The sequence below is a fragment of the Mesorhizobium sp. B1-1-8 genome (genome assembly GCF_006442795.2).
Taxonomy (GTDB): domain Bacteria; phylum Pseudomonadota; class Alphaproteobacteria; order Rhizobiales; family Rhizobiaceae; genus Mesorhizobium.
This window is the reverse complement of the sequence record NZ_CP083956.1, coordinates 104,315-118,780: the sequence shown is the minus strand read 5'-3', so window position 1 is coordinate 118,780 and position 14,466 is coordinate 104,315. Positions and strand designations below refer to the sequence as shown.

The window sequence follows — 14,466 nt, the reverse complement described above, 5'->3', positions numbered from 1 at the left end:
ACGGTGCTTATATGCGCCCTTCGCGAGCCTGATAGAGGGGCTTGGAAGAACATCAGGGAGTGCTCAATGAAAAAGACAATGACTTTTGCAGCCGCGTTGCTGGCTGCAAGCGTCCTGGGCGGCATGGCCAATGCAAAGACGCTTGTCTATTGCTCGGAAGCGTCGCCGGCCAATTTCGATCCGGGTACGACGACGGGCGGCAATGACTTCGACGCCTCGTCGCGCACCGTCTATTCGCGCCTGGTCGAGTTCAAGCATGGCGGCACCGAGATCGAGCCCGGTCTTGCCGACAAGTGGGAAATCTCGGACGATGGCCTGGTCTATACTTTCCACCTGCATCCGGGCGTGAAGTTCCAGACCACCGATTATTTCAAGCCGACGCGCGACCTCAATGCCGATGACGTCGTCTTCTCCTTCGACCGCCAGTTCAACAAGCAAAATCCATGGAATGGCGCCAAGTATCTGCCGAACCTGACCTGGGACTATTACACCGGCATGGACATGCCGAAATATGTCGCCAAGTGGGAGAAGGTCGACGACCTCACCGTCAAGCTGACGCTGACCGAGCCGAACGCGCCGATGCTGGCCAATCTCGGCATGGACTTCGCCTCGATCGTCTCGAAGGAATATGCCGATAAGCTTGAGAAGGACGGCAAGATGGCCGACTTCTCGACCAAGCCGATCGGCACCGGTCCGTTCCAGTTTGTCGATTACCAGCTTGATGCGGTCATCCGTTATGCGGCCAACCCCGACTATTTCAAGGGCAAGGAAAAGATCGACGATCTCGTTTTCGCCATCACGCCGGACGCGACCGCCCGCATCCAGAAGGTGCTGGCCGGCGAATGCGACGTCGCGCCCTATCCGAACCCGGCCGACATCGCCACCATCAAGGCCAATCAGGACGTGACCCTGATGGACCAGGCCGGCCTCAACATCGGTTACATGAGCTACAACACGACGATCCCGCCGCTCGACAAGCCGGAGGTTCGCCATGCGCTCAACCAGGCGATCGACCGGGAAGCCTTGATCAAGTCGCTGTTCCAGGACGCCGGCGCGACGCCTGCCCAAAATCTCATCCCGCCGACCATGTGGTCGTGGGACAAGGACGTGAAGACCGACGCCTATAACCCGGAAGCGGCCAAGAAGGTGCTGGCCGATGCCGGGCTGAAGGAGATCCAGCTCTGGGCCGCCGATCGCGTTCGTCCTTACAACCCGAACTTCCAGCGCGCCGCCGAACTGATCCAGGCCGACTGGGCCAAGGTCGGCGTCAAGGCCAACATCGTCAACTACGAGTGGACCAAGTATCGCGAGGAAGGCAAGAAGAAGGACCGTCCGGGTGCGTTCCAGATCGGCTGGACCGGTGACAACGGCGATCCGGACAACTTCTTCGCCACCCTCTTCGCCTGCTCCGCCATTGGCGTCTCGAACTACTCCAGCTGGTGTGACAAGGACTTTGAGGACCTGATCCAGAAGGCCAAGAAGACCAGCGACCAGGGCGAGCGCACCAAGCTCTACCAGCAGGCGCAGGTGATTTTCGCCAAGCAGGCGCCTGCCTTCCTGCTGGCCCACAGCCAGGTCTATGCGGTCGTTCGCAAGAATGTCAGCGGCTTCATGATGGACCCGCTCGGCATTCATCGCTTCGACGGCGTTGACAAAGCCGAATAAGATTGCGAACGGGGCGGCGCAATCATGCGCCGCCCCATTCTACGATGCTCAGATACCTTCTCAACAAAATCGCACTTCTGATCCCGACGCTGGTCGGCATCACCATCTGCGCCTTCGCCTTCGTCAGGCTGCTGCCCGGCGATCCTATCTTGGCCATGGCCGGCGAGCACGGCGTCACTCCCGCGCGCTATGAAGAGCTCAAGGAGCAGTTCGGCTACAATTTGCCGATCTGGCACCAATATGCCCGCTATGTCGGCGAGGTCGCCACCGGCGATTTCGGCGTTTCCATCTCATCAAAGCGCCCGGTGATGGAAGAGTTCAAGACGCTCTTCCCGGCGACGCTGGAACTGTCCTTCTTCGCCATGATCTTTGCCATGGTGCTCGGTATCCCGGCCGGTATCTTCGCGGCCGTCAAGCGCGGCTCATGGTTCGACCAGTCGCTGATGGGCACCGCGCTCGTCGGCTATTCCATGCCGATCTTCTGGTGGGGCCTGCTGCTTATCATCTTCTTTTCCGGCTTTCTCGGCTGGACGCCTGTGTCGGGCCGCATCGGCCTGCAATTCTTCTTCAAGCCGATCACCGGCTTCATGACCATCGACTGCATCCTCTACGGCAAATGGGATGCGTTGCGCTCGGCGCTCAGCCATCTCGTCCTGCCGGCGATCGCGCTCGGCACCATTCCGCTGGCGGTGATCGCACGCCAGACCCGCTCGGCCATGCTTGAGGTGCTTGGCGAGGACTATGTCCGCACCGCCCGCGCCAAGGGCCTTTCATCGGCCCGCGTCATCGGCGTGCATGCCCTGCGCAATGCGCTGATCCCGGTGGTCACCACCATCGGCCTGCAGGTCGGCACGCTGCTGGCCGGCGCCATCCTCACCGAAACCATCTTCGCCTGGCCGGGCATCGGCAAGTGGATGGTCGATTCCATCTTCAAGCGCGACTATGTCGTCGTGCAGTCAGGTCTGCTTTTGATCGCCCTCATCGTCATGGCCGTGAACCTCATCGTCGACGTGCTCTACGCCGTCATCAACCCGCGCATCCGGGCCGCGTGATGAGCCAGACCGAAATCGCCCCGATGGCGGCCGGCAGTCCGGACCGCCTCACCGGCCTCAGGACCTTCTGGCATTATTTCTCGGTCAACCGCGGCGCGGTCATCGGCCTTTTCGTCTTCATCCTGCTGGTGCTGGCGGCGCTCTTTGCACCGTTGCTGGCGCCTTACGCGCCCGACGTGCAGGACAAGACCGCGTTCCTGAGACCTCCGGCCTGGCAGACCGGCGGCAGTTCCGAATTCATCCTCGGCACCGACGCGGTCGGCCGCGATATCCTCTCGCGCCTGCTCTATGGCGCCCGTTTCTCGCTGCTCATCGGTGCGGTCGTGGTCACGCTGGCTCTCACGGGCGGCATCACCCTCGGCCTGCTTGCCGGCTATTTCCGTGGCTGGGTCGACGTCGCGATCATGCGCGTCATGGACCTGATTCTCGCCTTCCCGTCGCTGCTTCTGGCGCTGGTGCTGGTTACCATCCTTGGGCCGGGCCTGTTCAATGCGATGCTGGCGATCTCGCTGGTGCTGCAGCCGCATTTCGCGCGTCTTGTGCGCGCCGCCGTGATGGCCGAGAAGAGCCGCGAATATGTCGTCGCCGCCAAGGTCGCCGGCGCCGGCCATCTCAGGCTGATGCTTCGCACGATCCTGCCGAATTGCCTGGCGCCGCTGATCGTGCAGGGAACGCTGTCCTTCTCCAACGCCATCCTCGAGGCCGCCGCCCTCGGCTTCCTCGGCCTTGGCGCGCAGCCGCCGACGCCCGAATGGGGCACCATGCTTGCCTCGGCGCGTGAATTCATCCTGCGCGCCTGGTGGGTGGTGACCTTCCCCGGCCTCGCCATCCTGATCACCGTGCTCGCCATCAATCTGATCGGCGACGGCCTGCGCGATGCGCTCGATCCGAAGCTCAGGAGATCGTGATGGCGCTGCTCGACATCCGCAATCTCGTCGTCGAATTTCAGACCGCGTCGGGTCCGTTCCGCGCCGTCGACGGCGTCTCGCTCCATGTCGACGAGCGCGAAGTCTTGGCCATTGTCGGCGAATCCGGCTCCGGCAAGTCGGTGTCGATGCTGGCGGTGATGGGTCTTCTGCCGTGGACGGCGACGGTGACCGCCGACCGGATGGACTTCGCCGGCCGCGATCTCCTGAAGTTGAGCTCCGCCGAACGGCGCAAGATCGTCGGCAAGGACATGTCGATGATCTTCCAGGAACCGATGGCCAGCCTCAATCCCTGCTTCACCGTCGGCTTCCAGATCGAAGAGGTGCTGCGCTTCCACATGGGCATGGATCGTGTCCAGCGCCGGGCGCGGGCCATCGAACTGCTTAAGCAGGTCGGCATCGCTGAGCCGGAACAGCGGCTGGAATCCTTCCCGCACCAGATGTCGGGCGGCCAGTGCCAGCGCGTCATGATCGCCATCGCCATTGCCTGCAATCCGAAGCTGTTGATCGCGGACGAGCCGACGACTGCCCTTGATGTCACCATCCAGAAGCAGATCCTCGATCTGCTGGTTTCGCTGCAGGCCAAATACGGCATGGGCCTGATCATGATCACCCACAATATGGGCGTCGTCGCCGAAACCGCCGACCGCGTCATCGTCCAGTACAAGGGCCGCAAGATGGAAGAGGCCGACGTGCTGTCGCTGTTCGAGAACCCGAAGAGCAACTATACGCGCGCGCTGCTCTCGGCATTGCCCGAGAACGCCGTCGGCGACCGCTTGCCGACCGTCTCCGACATGATGTTCGAGGCCGCGCCCCAGGGAGCTGGTACATGACCGGAGCCGCGGCATGACCAAGGTCGTCGAAGGCAGGAACATCAAACGCGACTACCATGTCGGCGGCGGTCTGTTTCGCGGTGCCCGCACCGTGCATGCGGTGAAGGGCGTCTCCTTCAGCGTCGAGAAAGGCAAGACGCTGGCCATCGTCGGCGAATCGGGCTGCGGCAAGTCCACGCTTGCCCGCATCATCACGCTGATCGATCCGGCGACATCCGGCGACCTCTTCATCGACGGCAACAAGGTCGATATCGCCAGGGACGGACTGACGAAGGAGATGCGCCGCAAGGTGCAGATCGTCTTCCAGAACCCGTACGGGTCGCTCAACCCACGCCAGAAGATCGGCGATGTGCTGGGCGAGCCGCTGCTCATCAACACCGACAAGCCGGCCGAGGAACGGAGCGACCTCGCCATGAAGATGCTGAAGAAGGTCGGCCTCGGACCGGAGCACTACAACCGCTACCCGCACATGTTCTCCGGTGGCCAGCGCCAGCGCATCGCCATCGCCCGCGCGCTGATGCTGAACCCGAGCCTGCTTGTGCTGGACGAGCCGGTCTCCGCGCTCGACCTTTCGGTGCAGGCGCAGGTGCTCAACCTGCTTGCCGACCTGCAGGACGAGTTCCATCTGACCTATGTCTTCATCAGCCACGACCTCTCGGTGGTGCGCTACATCGCCGACGACGTGATGGTGATGTATTTCGGCGAAGCCGTCGAATACGGTCCGCGCGACGAGGTCTTCTCGGACCCCAAGCACAGCTACACCAGGACGCTATTCGCCGCGACGCCGCGCGCGGACGTGGCGAGCATCAAGGCAAGGCTGGCAAAGAAGAAGGCGGCTTAGGCTCAGTGCTGTAGCCCGGGGTGGTAAGCCCGGAGATCGTCATCCTAGGGCGGAGCGACGCGAAGCGTCGCGCAGACCCTAGGATCCATTCCGTTACCTTGGCCGAGAGGTGCAGCGGAGCAGAATTCTGCACCGCTGCAACGCGTTGTCGTCACGGAATGGATCCTCGGGTCTGCGCCGCGTCGCTTCGCTCCTTGCTCCGCCCGTGGATGACGACGCAGGGTAGCCGCTCCGATGAGGCTCTCACCAAAGGTCGTTAGATCACGACAGCCTGGCAATAATCGCCCGCAGCGCCTCGCCGAACTTGTGGATTTCCTCGACCGTATTGTAGTGGACCAGCGAGGCGCGGATGGCGCCGCTGTCCATCGACAGGTTGAGGCGCTTCATCAGCCGCGGCGCATACATATGACCGTCGCGGATGCCGATCTGCATCTCGGCCATTTCCTCGACGATTTTCTGCGGCGACAGCTTGCCGATGTTGAAGCAGAAGGTCGGCACGCGCTCGGCGAGCCGGGCTTCGTCGGCGACGCCATAGATTGTTGCGCCGCAATCCTTCAGCAGCGCAAGCATCTCGCGCGCCAGCATCAGCTCATAGTCGCGGATGGCGCCCATGCCGGCGACGATGTTTTCGCGCCGCGAGCGGTTGTTGGACGGCGCAAGATTGCGGCCGATCAGCTCCAGATACTGCACGGCCGCATCCATGCCGGAGACATTCTCATAGATGAAGGTGCCGGCCTCCACCTTGTAGGGCGGCTCGTCGGGGATGAAATCCTCGCGGAAGGTCGGCAGCCGCTTCAGCGTGTCGAAGCGGCCCCACAGAAAACCCATATGCGGCGAGAAATTCTTGTAGCCGGAGCAGACGAGATAGTCGCAATCCCAGGCCTGCACGTCGATCAGGCCGTGCGGTCCGTAATGCACGCAGTCGAGGAACACTTCGGCGCCGGCGGCATGCGCTATCTTCGCCACCGAGGCGACATCGACAATCGAGCCGATCGAGTGCGCCGTCACCGTGCAGGCGACGAGCCGTGTTCGCTCCGACACCAGCGGTTTGAGGTCGTCGACATGCAGATTGCCGTCCTCGCGCATGCGCCACCATTTGAACCTGGCGCCGGCGGATTCCAGCGCCAGCCATGTGGCGATGTTGGCGTCGTGGTCCATGTCGGTGATGACGATCTCGTCGCGCTCGGGCTGTCTGGCAAGCAACTGGCCGATGCCGAGGCTGACCAGGCGGATGAACGAGGTGGCGTTCATGCCGAAGCAGATTTCCGCCGGGTTGTAGGCGTTGATCAGTAGCGCCACGCTTGCCCGGGCGTCGGCGACCGACTGGTCGACGGTGACGCTGCGGCCATAACGCCCGCCGCGCTGCACATTGTGCAGCACCAGATGATTGGTCACCGCGTCGAGCACGCTTTGCGGGATCTGCGCGCCGGCGGCATTGTCCATGAAGATGAAATCGCCCGCGCGCTGCAGCGCCGGGAACATGGCGCGGATTTTTTCGATGGGGAATGCGGCGGCGTTGGTATTGTCGGTCTGATGCTTGTTCACGGGGCGTGCTCCTGCGAAGGACTTGGATGGGGCGGTGAGGTCAGCGCGTCTTCTCGGTCTGGAAGCGGGCTTCGAGCAGGCTGACGAGCCGCACCATCGGCCATAGGAAGATCAAATAGACGAGCGCCGCGCCGATCAGCGGCGAGGGGTTGGCATAGAGCGACTGCGCGTTGGTCGCTTCCTTCAAGAGCTCGGGCAGCGCCACCGTGGAGGCGAGCGACGTGTCCTTGAACATCGAGACGCAATTGCTGGTCATCGGCGGGATGACCACGCGGATCGCCTGCGGCAGCACCACCTTGCGCAAGGTCAAAAGGAACGGCAGGCCGAGCGCCTGCGCCGCCTCGAACTGACCCTTCGGAATGCTTTCTATGCCGGAGCGAAACACCTCGGCCGAATAGGCCGACATGATGATGGCGAACGCCGTCACGGCGGAAGCCCAGGACGACAGGCGTATGCCGAGGAAGGGCAGTGCGTAATAGATCAGGATCAACACCACCAGCACCGGCAGGGCGCGGAAAATATCGGTATAGCCGATTGCGAGCAGCCGCAGCGGCTTCACGGCGTAAAGCCGCACCAGGCTGATCGCCAGCCCCGCGGCGATGCCGATGACAATGCTCATCATTCCGAGCAGCAGCGTGTTGAGGAAGCCGCGCAGCAGCGCCGGCAGGCTGGACGCAATAACGTCGGGATTGAAGAAAGTGTCGATCAGCGACATGGGAGCGTTCCCGAACCGTTTGGCGTCCAGTGACGCTAGAGCAGGACCTGGGCCGCCGAAAGCAGTTTCGCCGCGCCCGCCAGCCCTCTCCGGGAGGTTTATGCAGGGAGAAGGCCGCGCCGCTGCCACGCTCCGCGGGCGTGCGGCACTGCCAGGATCGCGCCGGCTTGCCGCCGGCACAATCCTCGCATCGTCTCCGTTCAGGCCTTGGGCAGTGGCATTTCCTTGACGGTCGAGGAGTCGGCCGGCGCATCGCTGTCGAACCACTTCTTGTGGATCGCGGCCAGCGTGCCGTCCTTCTTCATCGCCGTCAGCGCGTCGTTCAGCTTGCCGAGCAGCGGATGGTCCTTGGTCATCATCAGCCCGTACTGCTCGCCGGTCTTGATGCGCTCCTTGACGGTCAGATCCTTCATCTTCTTGAAGGAATACTGCATGCCGGGGATGTCACTGACGGCCGCGTCGACGCGACCGGCGCTGAGGTCGAGCAAAAGGTTTTGCTGCGTGTCATAGCCCTTCACGTCGCTGAAGCCGTCGGCCTGCTGATGGTCCTTGACCCAGGTCTCGCCGGTCGAGCCGGACAGCACGCCGACGACCTTGCCCTTGAGGTCGGCTTCCGTGTTGATCGCGCTGTCGGTCTTGGTGGCGATGCCCATGTCGGAATCGTAATAGGGCTGGGTGAAGGACTGCGACTTCAACCGCTCCTGCGTGATGGTGATGGAGGAGATCGCCACATCGATGCGCTTCGAGGTGGTGGCGGCGAACAGCGCCTGGAAGCCGAGGTCGGCGATGTCGGTGGTCATGCCGATGCGCTTTGCCGCCTCGTTGACGATATCGACTTCAAAGCCCTCGAACGTGCCGCTCTCGTTCTTGTATTCGAACGGCGGGTTGGTCGGATAGGCGCCGACATTCAGCACGTCGGCGGCAAAGGCGGTGGCAGGGCCGGCGGCGATGCCGATCGCGGCAGCGATGACAAGCAGGCTTCGACGGTTCAGGCTCATGGTTGTTCCCTCTGGGTTGTCCCTCTGGTTGTTGCTCGTGCGGGTTCTCCCCGCACGGTTTCTTGCCGCCCAGTTTTCGGCAGGGCGTCAATTCATGGCGGCACCCATGCGGTCGAGCGCCGTTGCTCGCGGGCGCGTACGGCAAGGTTGGCGATGTTTCTGTGTGCAGATCGCGAAATTCGAGTGCGCACGCCTTCACGGGCGTAGCGCGCGCTGGTCAGAGACGCTGGCTGGGACAGCATGAACGACAAGGATTAAACCTCGCACCCCGAACGCCGCGACGGGGCCGCACGCTGGGCACGGCAGTCACGATCAATTTTTGAATGCTTATCCAAAGCGCCGGACTTTTCAAGGCAAAAGTTTTAAGCTTAAAAAACTTCGGCCTTGCCACCCAGGCTTGCGTAAATGGCGGCCAGGCGAAGCTGTTTCAGGCTTGAAATATTTTCTCGGAACCGTAGCGTGCCATTTCCTGCCGCGGGTTCCAAACATGATCAAAGCGCATCCCCTGCACGGTCCGAACAGGCTGAAGCTCGGCGTCTTTTCGACCAATGCCGATGGCGGGCTTGCCATCACCGACGTGCCGGAACGCTGGACGGCAGGCTGGCAGGACAATCTGACGGCGGCGCAGATCGCCGACCGGGCGGGGCTGGAATTCATGCTGCCGATCGCGCGCTGGCGCGGCTTTGGCGGCCGCAACAAGGTGCGCGAATGGTCGTTCGAGACCTTCACCTGGGCGGCCGCGCTTGCCGCCGCAACCGAGCAGATCGGCCTGTTCATGACAGTGCATGTGCCGCTGGTGCATCCGCTCTATGCCGCCAAGGCGCTGGCTACGGTCGACCACATCAGCGGCGGCCGCGCCGGCCTCAACATCGTCTGCGGCTGGAATCCGAAGGAATTCGGCATGTTCGGCACGCCGCTGGTCGAGAAGGGCTATGAGCAGGCGGCCGAATGGATCGAAATCCTCGAACGGCTTTATGCCTCCAGCGAGCCTCTCGACCATGAAGGCACCTATTACCGCCTGAAGGAAGCCGTCAGCCGGCCGGCCAGCCTGCAGCAGCCACGCCCGGTCACCATGAATGCCGCTTTCGGCGGGCCAGGCCGTGATTTCGCGGCCGCCAAATGCGATTTCCTGTTCACGACCTTTTCCGAGATGGCCGATGCCGGCATGCATGTGGCCGATATCGGCGAGCGGGCCGCCAAGGCGGGCCGCGATGTCGGCGTCTATACGGTAGCGCATGTCGTCTGCCGCCCGACCATGGAGGAGGCGCAGGCCTATTACGCGCGCTATGCCGTCGACATGGCCGACCACGACGCGGTCGATGCCCACATGGCCGGCAAGAAGGAATTCTCGCAGTCGCACGACCCGCATGCCTATGACCGCTACCGGCAGCGCTTCGCCGGCGGCGCCGGCACTTATCCGCTGATCGGCACGCCGGAGACGATCGCCGCCGACATGGCGGCAATCGCCGGATACGGCTACCAGGGCATCGCGCTGTCCTTCGTCAACTACACGCAGGAACTGCCCTATTTCTGCGACCACGTGCTGCCGATTTTGAGACAGGCAGGACTGCGAGGATAAGGTCCGGGTCGGTACCTGCTGGCGGGGGATTTCGCAACTTCGTCATTCCAGGGCGGAGCAGGAGCGAAGCTCCGTCGCGGAGACCCTGGAATCCATTCCGTTACCCCGGACGCAGGGCGCAGCGGAACAGAATTCTGCACCGATGCTGCGCGTCGAAGTCACGGAATGGATCCTCGGGTCTGCGCTGCGTCGCTATCGCTCCTTGCTCCGCCCGTGGATGACGAAGCGATGGGGCGCTTATTCCGGAATAACAGCCGTCGCCTGAATCTCCACCTTGGCGCGGTCTTCGACCAGCGCCACCACCTGCATGGCGGCCATCGCCGGGAAGTGCCGGCCGATGACGGCGCGATAGGCTTCGCCGATCCCTTTGAGGTTGGCCAGATATTCGGCCTTGTCGGTGAAATACCAGGTCATCGAGGTGATGTGCTGCGGCTCGCCGCCGGCCTCGGCCAGCACCGCGACGATGTTCTCGAGCGTCTGCCGCACCTGGCCGACGAAGTCGTCGGTTTCGAACCGGCACCCGGCGTTCCAGCCGACCTGGCCGCCGACGAACACCAGCCGGCCGCGCGCAGCTATGCCATTGGCGTAGCCGATCGGTTTCGCCCAGCCTTCCGGCTGCAGAATCTCATGCATCTCAAGTCTCCCGATTCAACAAAAAGCCGGTTCGCAATATTCACGTTCGAAAACCCCGCCGGCGACCTGCTTCAGGCTGCGCCCATCACCTGTCTGGCAATCACCACCTTCTGCACGTCAGAAGCGCCCTCGTAGATGCGCAGGGCGCGGATCTCGCGATAGAGGCTCTCTGTGATGTGGCCCTTGCGCACGCCGTCGCCGCCATGCAGCTGCACCGCCTTGTCGATCACCACTTGCGCGCGGTCGGTGGCAAACAGCTTGGCCATCGCCGCCTCGCGCGTCACCCGCGCGGCCCCCATGTCCTTGGTCCAGGCGGCGCGGTAGACGAGTAGCGCTGCTGCATCGACATCCAGCGCCATGTCGGCGATGTGGCCCTGCACCATCTGCAGATCGGCCATCGGCGCGCCGAACAATTCGCGCTCGTTGGCCCGGCTGACGCTCTCGTCCAGCGCGCGCCGGGCAAATCCAAGGGCCGCGGCGCCTACCGTCGAACGGAACACGTCGAGCACCGACATCGCGATCCGAAAACCGTCGCCGGATTTGCCGATCAGCGCCGAAACAGGAACGCGAGCGTTGTCGAATGCCAGCCGCGCCAGTGGATGCGGGGCAATGGTTTCCAGCCGCTCGGCAATGCTGAGCCCTTGCGTCTCGGCAGGCACGATGAAGGCGGAAATTCCCTTGGCCCCCGGCGCCTCGCCGGTGCGGGCAAAGACGATATAGAGATCGGCGATGCCGCCATTGGAGATCCAGGTCTTTTCGCCGGAGAGCAGATAGAAGTCGCCGTCACGGATAGCCGTCATCTCCATGTTGGCGACATCCGATCCTGAACGCGGCTCCGACAGTGCGAAGGCAGCGATCGCCTTGCCCGCGCGCGTTTTTGTCAGCCACTGCTGCTGCTCCGGCGTGCCGAACAGCGTGATCGCGCCAGTGCCGAGCCCCTGCATGGCAAAGGCGAAGTCGGCAAGCCCATCGTAACGGGCCAGCGTCTCCCGGATAATGCAGAGCGTGCGGACGTCGAGCGGTCCCGGATTGTCGGGGTCGAGCGCAGTTGGTTCCAGCCAGCCGTCGCGGCCGAGCATCGCCACCAGCGCGCGACAGGCTGCGTCGATATCATGATGATCGACGGGGAGGTTTTTCGCGCACCAGGCTTCGAGCTGTTCGGCCAGTTCGCGATGATGGTCCTCGAAGAACGGCCAGTCGAGGAAGGAGCGGTCAGGCATTTGCGCCTCCGCAGTGCCTCAAGCGTTGCGCTCTACGGCGCCCCCCTCTGTCCTGCCGGACATCTCCCCCACAAGGAGGGAGATTAGCAACTCGGGCGCCCCGCTCAATCGTGCAATCTTGGCGATTTGCGAAGGCCGATGAGACAGCTGATCTCCCCCCTCGTGGGGGAGATGTCCGGCAGGACAGAGGGGGGCGCTGTCCCGCCAGCATGTCCTTCTTAAACGGACACAACATCCTCAATTCCCCTCGAACACCGGCTTTTCCTTCGCCACGAACGCCTTGTAAGCCCGCTCGAAATCGCCGGTCTGCATGCAGATCGCCTGTGCCTGCGCCTCGGCCTCGATCGCCTGGTCGAGGCCCATCGACCATTCCTGGTTGAGCTGCGTCTTGGTGATGCCATGCGCGAAGGTCGGACCCGAGACGATGCGCGCCGCCATGTCGAGCGCGTCGGCCTCGAGTGCGGCGGCTTCGACCAGCCGGTTGTAGAACCCCCAACGTTCGCCTTCCGCCCCCGTCATCGTGCGGCCGGTGTAGAGCAGCTCGGCTGCGCGGCCCTGGCCGATGATGCGCGGCAGGATCGCGCAGGCGCCCATGTCGCAGCCGGCGAGCCCAACCCGGGTGAACAGGAAGGCGGTCTTTGCCTCCGGCGTGGCGATGCGGATGTCTGAAGCCATGGCGATGATGGCGCCGGCGCCGACCGCCACGCCGTCGACCGCCGCGATGATCGGCTTGCCGCAGTTGAGCATCGCCTTGACGAAATCGCCGGTCATGCGGGTGAAGGCTAACAGCTGCTTCATGTCCATCTCGACCAGCGGTCCGATGATGTCGTGGACATCGCCGCCCGAGCAGAAGTTGCCGCCGTTGGGCAGGAACACCACGGCATCGACATCGTCGGCATAGACGAGATCGCGAAACGTGTCGCGCAGCTCGGCATAGCTGTCGAAGGTCAGCGGGTTCTTGCGCTCCGGCCGATCGAGCCGGATGCGAGCGATCCTGCCTTCGACCTGCCAGAGGAAATGCTTCGGCTTGAGACCGGCCATGTTGGTCATTCGCGTCCCTCCCAATTGCTGCGGAACGAGGTCAACATGCCGGCCAGCCGGCGCGCCTCGTCCTCGCTGACATTGCCGAGCAGCTCGCCGATCCAGCTTTCATGCGCCGCGGCCATCGCGGCAAAAGTCTGCGCACCTTCCTCGGTCAGCCGCACCATCGAGGTGCGGCGGTCGCCGTTGCGGCGCGCGCGGGTGACGAGCCCTTCGGAAACCAGCCGGTCGACGATGCCGGTGACATTGCCGTTCGAGACCAGCAGGAAGCGCGACAGGTCGCTCATCAGCATGCCTTCCGGCGACCGGTAGAGCGCGGCCATCACGTCGAAGCGCGGCAGCGTGGTGTCGAATTCCTTCTTCAGCCGCTCGCGCAGTTCCGCCTCGATAGTGCGCGAGGCGCGCAGCAGGCGTATCCATAGCCGCAGCCTGTCCTTGCCGGGACCCGAGCGTGCGGGCAGGGGACCGGCTACCATGTCTCGCCTCCCGAAATCGAAATCGCCTGCCCGGTGATCGACCGGGCGGCATCGCTGCACAGCCAAAGCACCGCCGCGGCCACCTCTTCAGGTTGGATGAAGCGGCCCTGCGGATTGATCGCGGCAAGGCTCGCCCGCGTCTCATCGGCGGCGCGGCCGGTTTTTTCGACGATGCGTCGGACGGACTCTTCCAGCATATCGGTTTCGACGAAGCCAGGGCACACCGCATTGACGGTGACGCCGGATTTGGCGATCTCTGCGGCAAGCGAACGCATCAGCCCGACGACACCATGCTTGGCCGCGACATAGGGCGCGACATAGGCGTAGCCCTTGAGGCCAGCGGTTGAGGCGACGAAGACGATACGGCCCGACTTCCGCGCCAGCATGCCGACCAGCGCCGGCTTCACCGTCAGGAAGGCGCCGGTCAGGTTGACTTCGAGCGTGCGCCGCCAGTCGGCCAGCGAAATCTTTTGCGCCGGGGCGCTGCCGGCCATCCCGGCATTGGCAACCACGATGTCGATCGGTCCGCGCGCAGCTTCCGCTTTCTCGTGGAGGGCGGCCATTTCCGCTTCGTCGGTGACATCGGCGGCAATGCCAAAGATGCGGTCGTTTTCGCGGGCTACTTCCGCGAGCGCCGTCTCGCGCCGGCCGCAGATGGTGACGGTAACGCCGGCTTCCGCCAGCGCCAGCGCGATCGAGCGCCCGACGCCCGAGCCGCCGCCGGTGACGAGGGCGTGCGTCCCGGCGATCATGCGAACGCCTCCGAAGGCTGGCGCTGGGTACCTCCACCCCTAACCCCTCCCCACAAGGGGCAGGGCAATCGCGTACGGCGCTCCCCCACTCCGTCTCGGCTTCGCCGAGCCACCTCTCCCCCACCTTCGGTGAGGGAGAGGAAACGCCAACCGCCGAGGTCGCGGCGTTGGAAGGCTTGGGTTTCCTCTC

At 63.7% G+C, this 14,466-nt stretch carries 14 protein-coding genes; 6 read left to right on the top strand and 8 right to left on the bottom strand.

The window, feature by feature from the left end; genetic code table 11:
• Positions 1-66 precede the first annotated feature (66 nt).
• From FJ974_RS00590 to FJ974_RS00570, 5 genes are read left to right on the top strand one after another with little or no spacing between them, the layout of a single operon-like run.
• Positions 67-1,665 carry an ABC transporter substrate-binding protein gene (locus tag FJ974_RS00590; protein WP_140539012.1) on the top strand — a complete coding sequence of 533 codons (1,599 nt, stop codon included), beginning with the start codon at positions 67-69 and terminating at the stop codon, positions 1,663-1,665.
• Positions 1,666-1,709: 44 nt separating this feature from the next.
• Entirely contained in the window at positions 1,710-2,717 is a 1,008-nt protein-coding gene (locus tag FJ974_RS00585; protein ID WP_140539011.1) for an ABC transporter permease, read from the top strand.
• Positions 2,717-3,625: an ABC transporter permease subunit gene (locus FJ974_RS00580; protein ID WP_140539010.1), complete on the top strand. Its 909-nt coding sequence runs from the start codon at positions 2,717-2,719 to the stop codon at positions 3,623-3,625. The genes FJ974_RS00585 and FJ974_RS00580 overlap by 1 nt, the downstream gene beginning before the upstream one ends.
• Entirely contained in the window at positions 3,625-4,476 is an 852-nt protein-coding gene (locus tag FJ974_RS00575) for an ABC transporter ATP-binding protein (RefSeq protein ID WP_140539009.1), read from the top strand. Before FJ974_RS00580 ends, FJ974_RS00575 begins: the two co-directional genes overlap by 1 nt.
• A 13-nt stretch (positions 4,477-4,489) precedes the next feature.
• On the top strand, positions 4,490-5,317 hold the full coding sequence (locus tag FJ974_RS00570) for a dipeptide ABC transporter ATP-binding protein (RefSeq protein ID WP_140539008.1): 828 nt from the start codon (positions 4,490-4,492) through the stop codon (positions 5,315-5,317).
• Positions 5,318-5,578: 261 nt separating this feature from the next.
• On the opposite strand, the gene FJ974_RS00565 is transcribed toward FJ974_RS00570, so the two are convergent.
• The 3 genes from FJ974_RS00565 to FJ974_RS00555 form a co-directional block, all read right to left on the bottom strand.
• A complete protein-coding gene (locus tag FJ974_RS00565; RefSeq protein ID WP_140539007.1) occupies positions 5,579-6,862 on the bottom strand; it encodes a cysteine desulfurase-like protein in 1,284 nt (427 codons plus the stop codon).
• Positions 6,863-6,902: 40 nt separating this feature from the next.
• Positions 6,903-7,577 carry an amino acid ABC transporter permease gene (locus FJ974_RS00560; RefSeq protein ID WP_140539006.1) on the bottom strand — a complete coding sequence of 225 codons (675 nt, stop codon included), beginning with the start codon at positions 7,575-7,577 and terminating at the stop codon, positions 6,903-6,905.
• A gap of 200 nt (positions 7,578-7,777) precedes the next feature.
• Positions 7,778-8,575: an ABC transporter substrate-binding protein gene (locus FJ974_RS00555; RefSeq protein WP_140539005.1), complete on the bottom strand. Its 798-nt coding sequence runs from the start codon at positions 8,573-8,575 to the stop codon at positions 7,778-7,780.
• Positions 8,576-9,062: 487 nt separating this feature from the next.
• On the opposite strand from FJ974_RS00555, the gene FJ974_RS00550 reads away from it, so the two are divergent.
• On the top strand, positions 9,063-10,154 hold the full coding sequence (locus FJ974_RS00550) for an LLM class flavin-dependent oxidoreductase (protein WP_140539004.1): 1,092 nt from the start codon (positions 9,063-9,065) through the stop codon (positions 10,152-10,154).
• A gap of 237 nt (positions 10,155-10,391) precedes the next feature.
• Here FJ974_RS00550 and FJ974_RS00545 read toward each other — a convergent pair whose 3' ends face one another.
• From FJ974_RS00545 to FJ974_RS00525, 5 genes are all read right to left on the bottom strand, one after another.
• Positions 10,392-10,787, bottom strand: a complete 396-nt coding sequence (locus FJ974_RS00545) for a RidA family protein (RefSeq protein ID WP_140539003.1) — start codon at positions 10,785-10,787, stop codon at positions 10,392-10,394.
• A 71-nt stretch (positions 10,788-10,858) separates the two neighbouring features.
• Complete coding sequence (locus tag FJ974_RS00540; RefSeq protein WP_140539002.1) at positions 10,859-12,007, bottom strand: acyl-CoA dehydrogenase family protein; 1,149 nt, start codon at positions 12,005-12,007, stop codon at positions 10,859-10,861.
• 237 nt (positions 12,008-12,244) lie between these two features.
• Positions 12,245-13,057 carry an enoyl-CoA hydratase family protein gene (locus FJ974_RS00535; protein ID WP_140539001.1) on the bottom strand — a complete coding sequence of 271 codons (813 nt, stop codon included), beginning with the start codon at positions 13,055-13,057 and terminating at the stop codon, positions 12,245-12,247.
• A complete protein-coding gene (locus tag FJ974_RS00530; RefSeq protein ID WP_140539000.1) occupies positions 13,054-13,524 on the bottom strand; it encodes a MarR family winged helix-turn-helix transcriptional regulator in 471 nt (156 codons plus the stop codon). The genes FJ974_RS00535 and FJ974_RS00530 overlap by 4 nt, the downstream gene beginning before the upstream one ends.
• On the bottom strand, positions 13,518-14,276 hold the full coding sequence (locus FJ974_RS00525) for an SDR family NAD(P)-dependent oxidoreductase (protein WP_140538999.1): 759 nt from the start codon (positions 14,274-14,276) through the stop codon (positions 13,518-13,520). Before FJ974_RS00525 ends, FJ974_RS00530 begins: the two co-directional genes overlap by 7 nt.
• Positions 14,277-14,466: the final 190 nt, after the last annotated feature.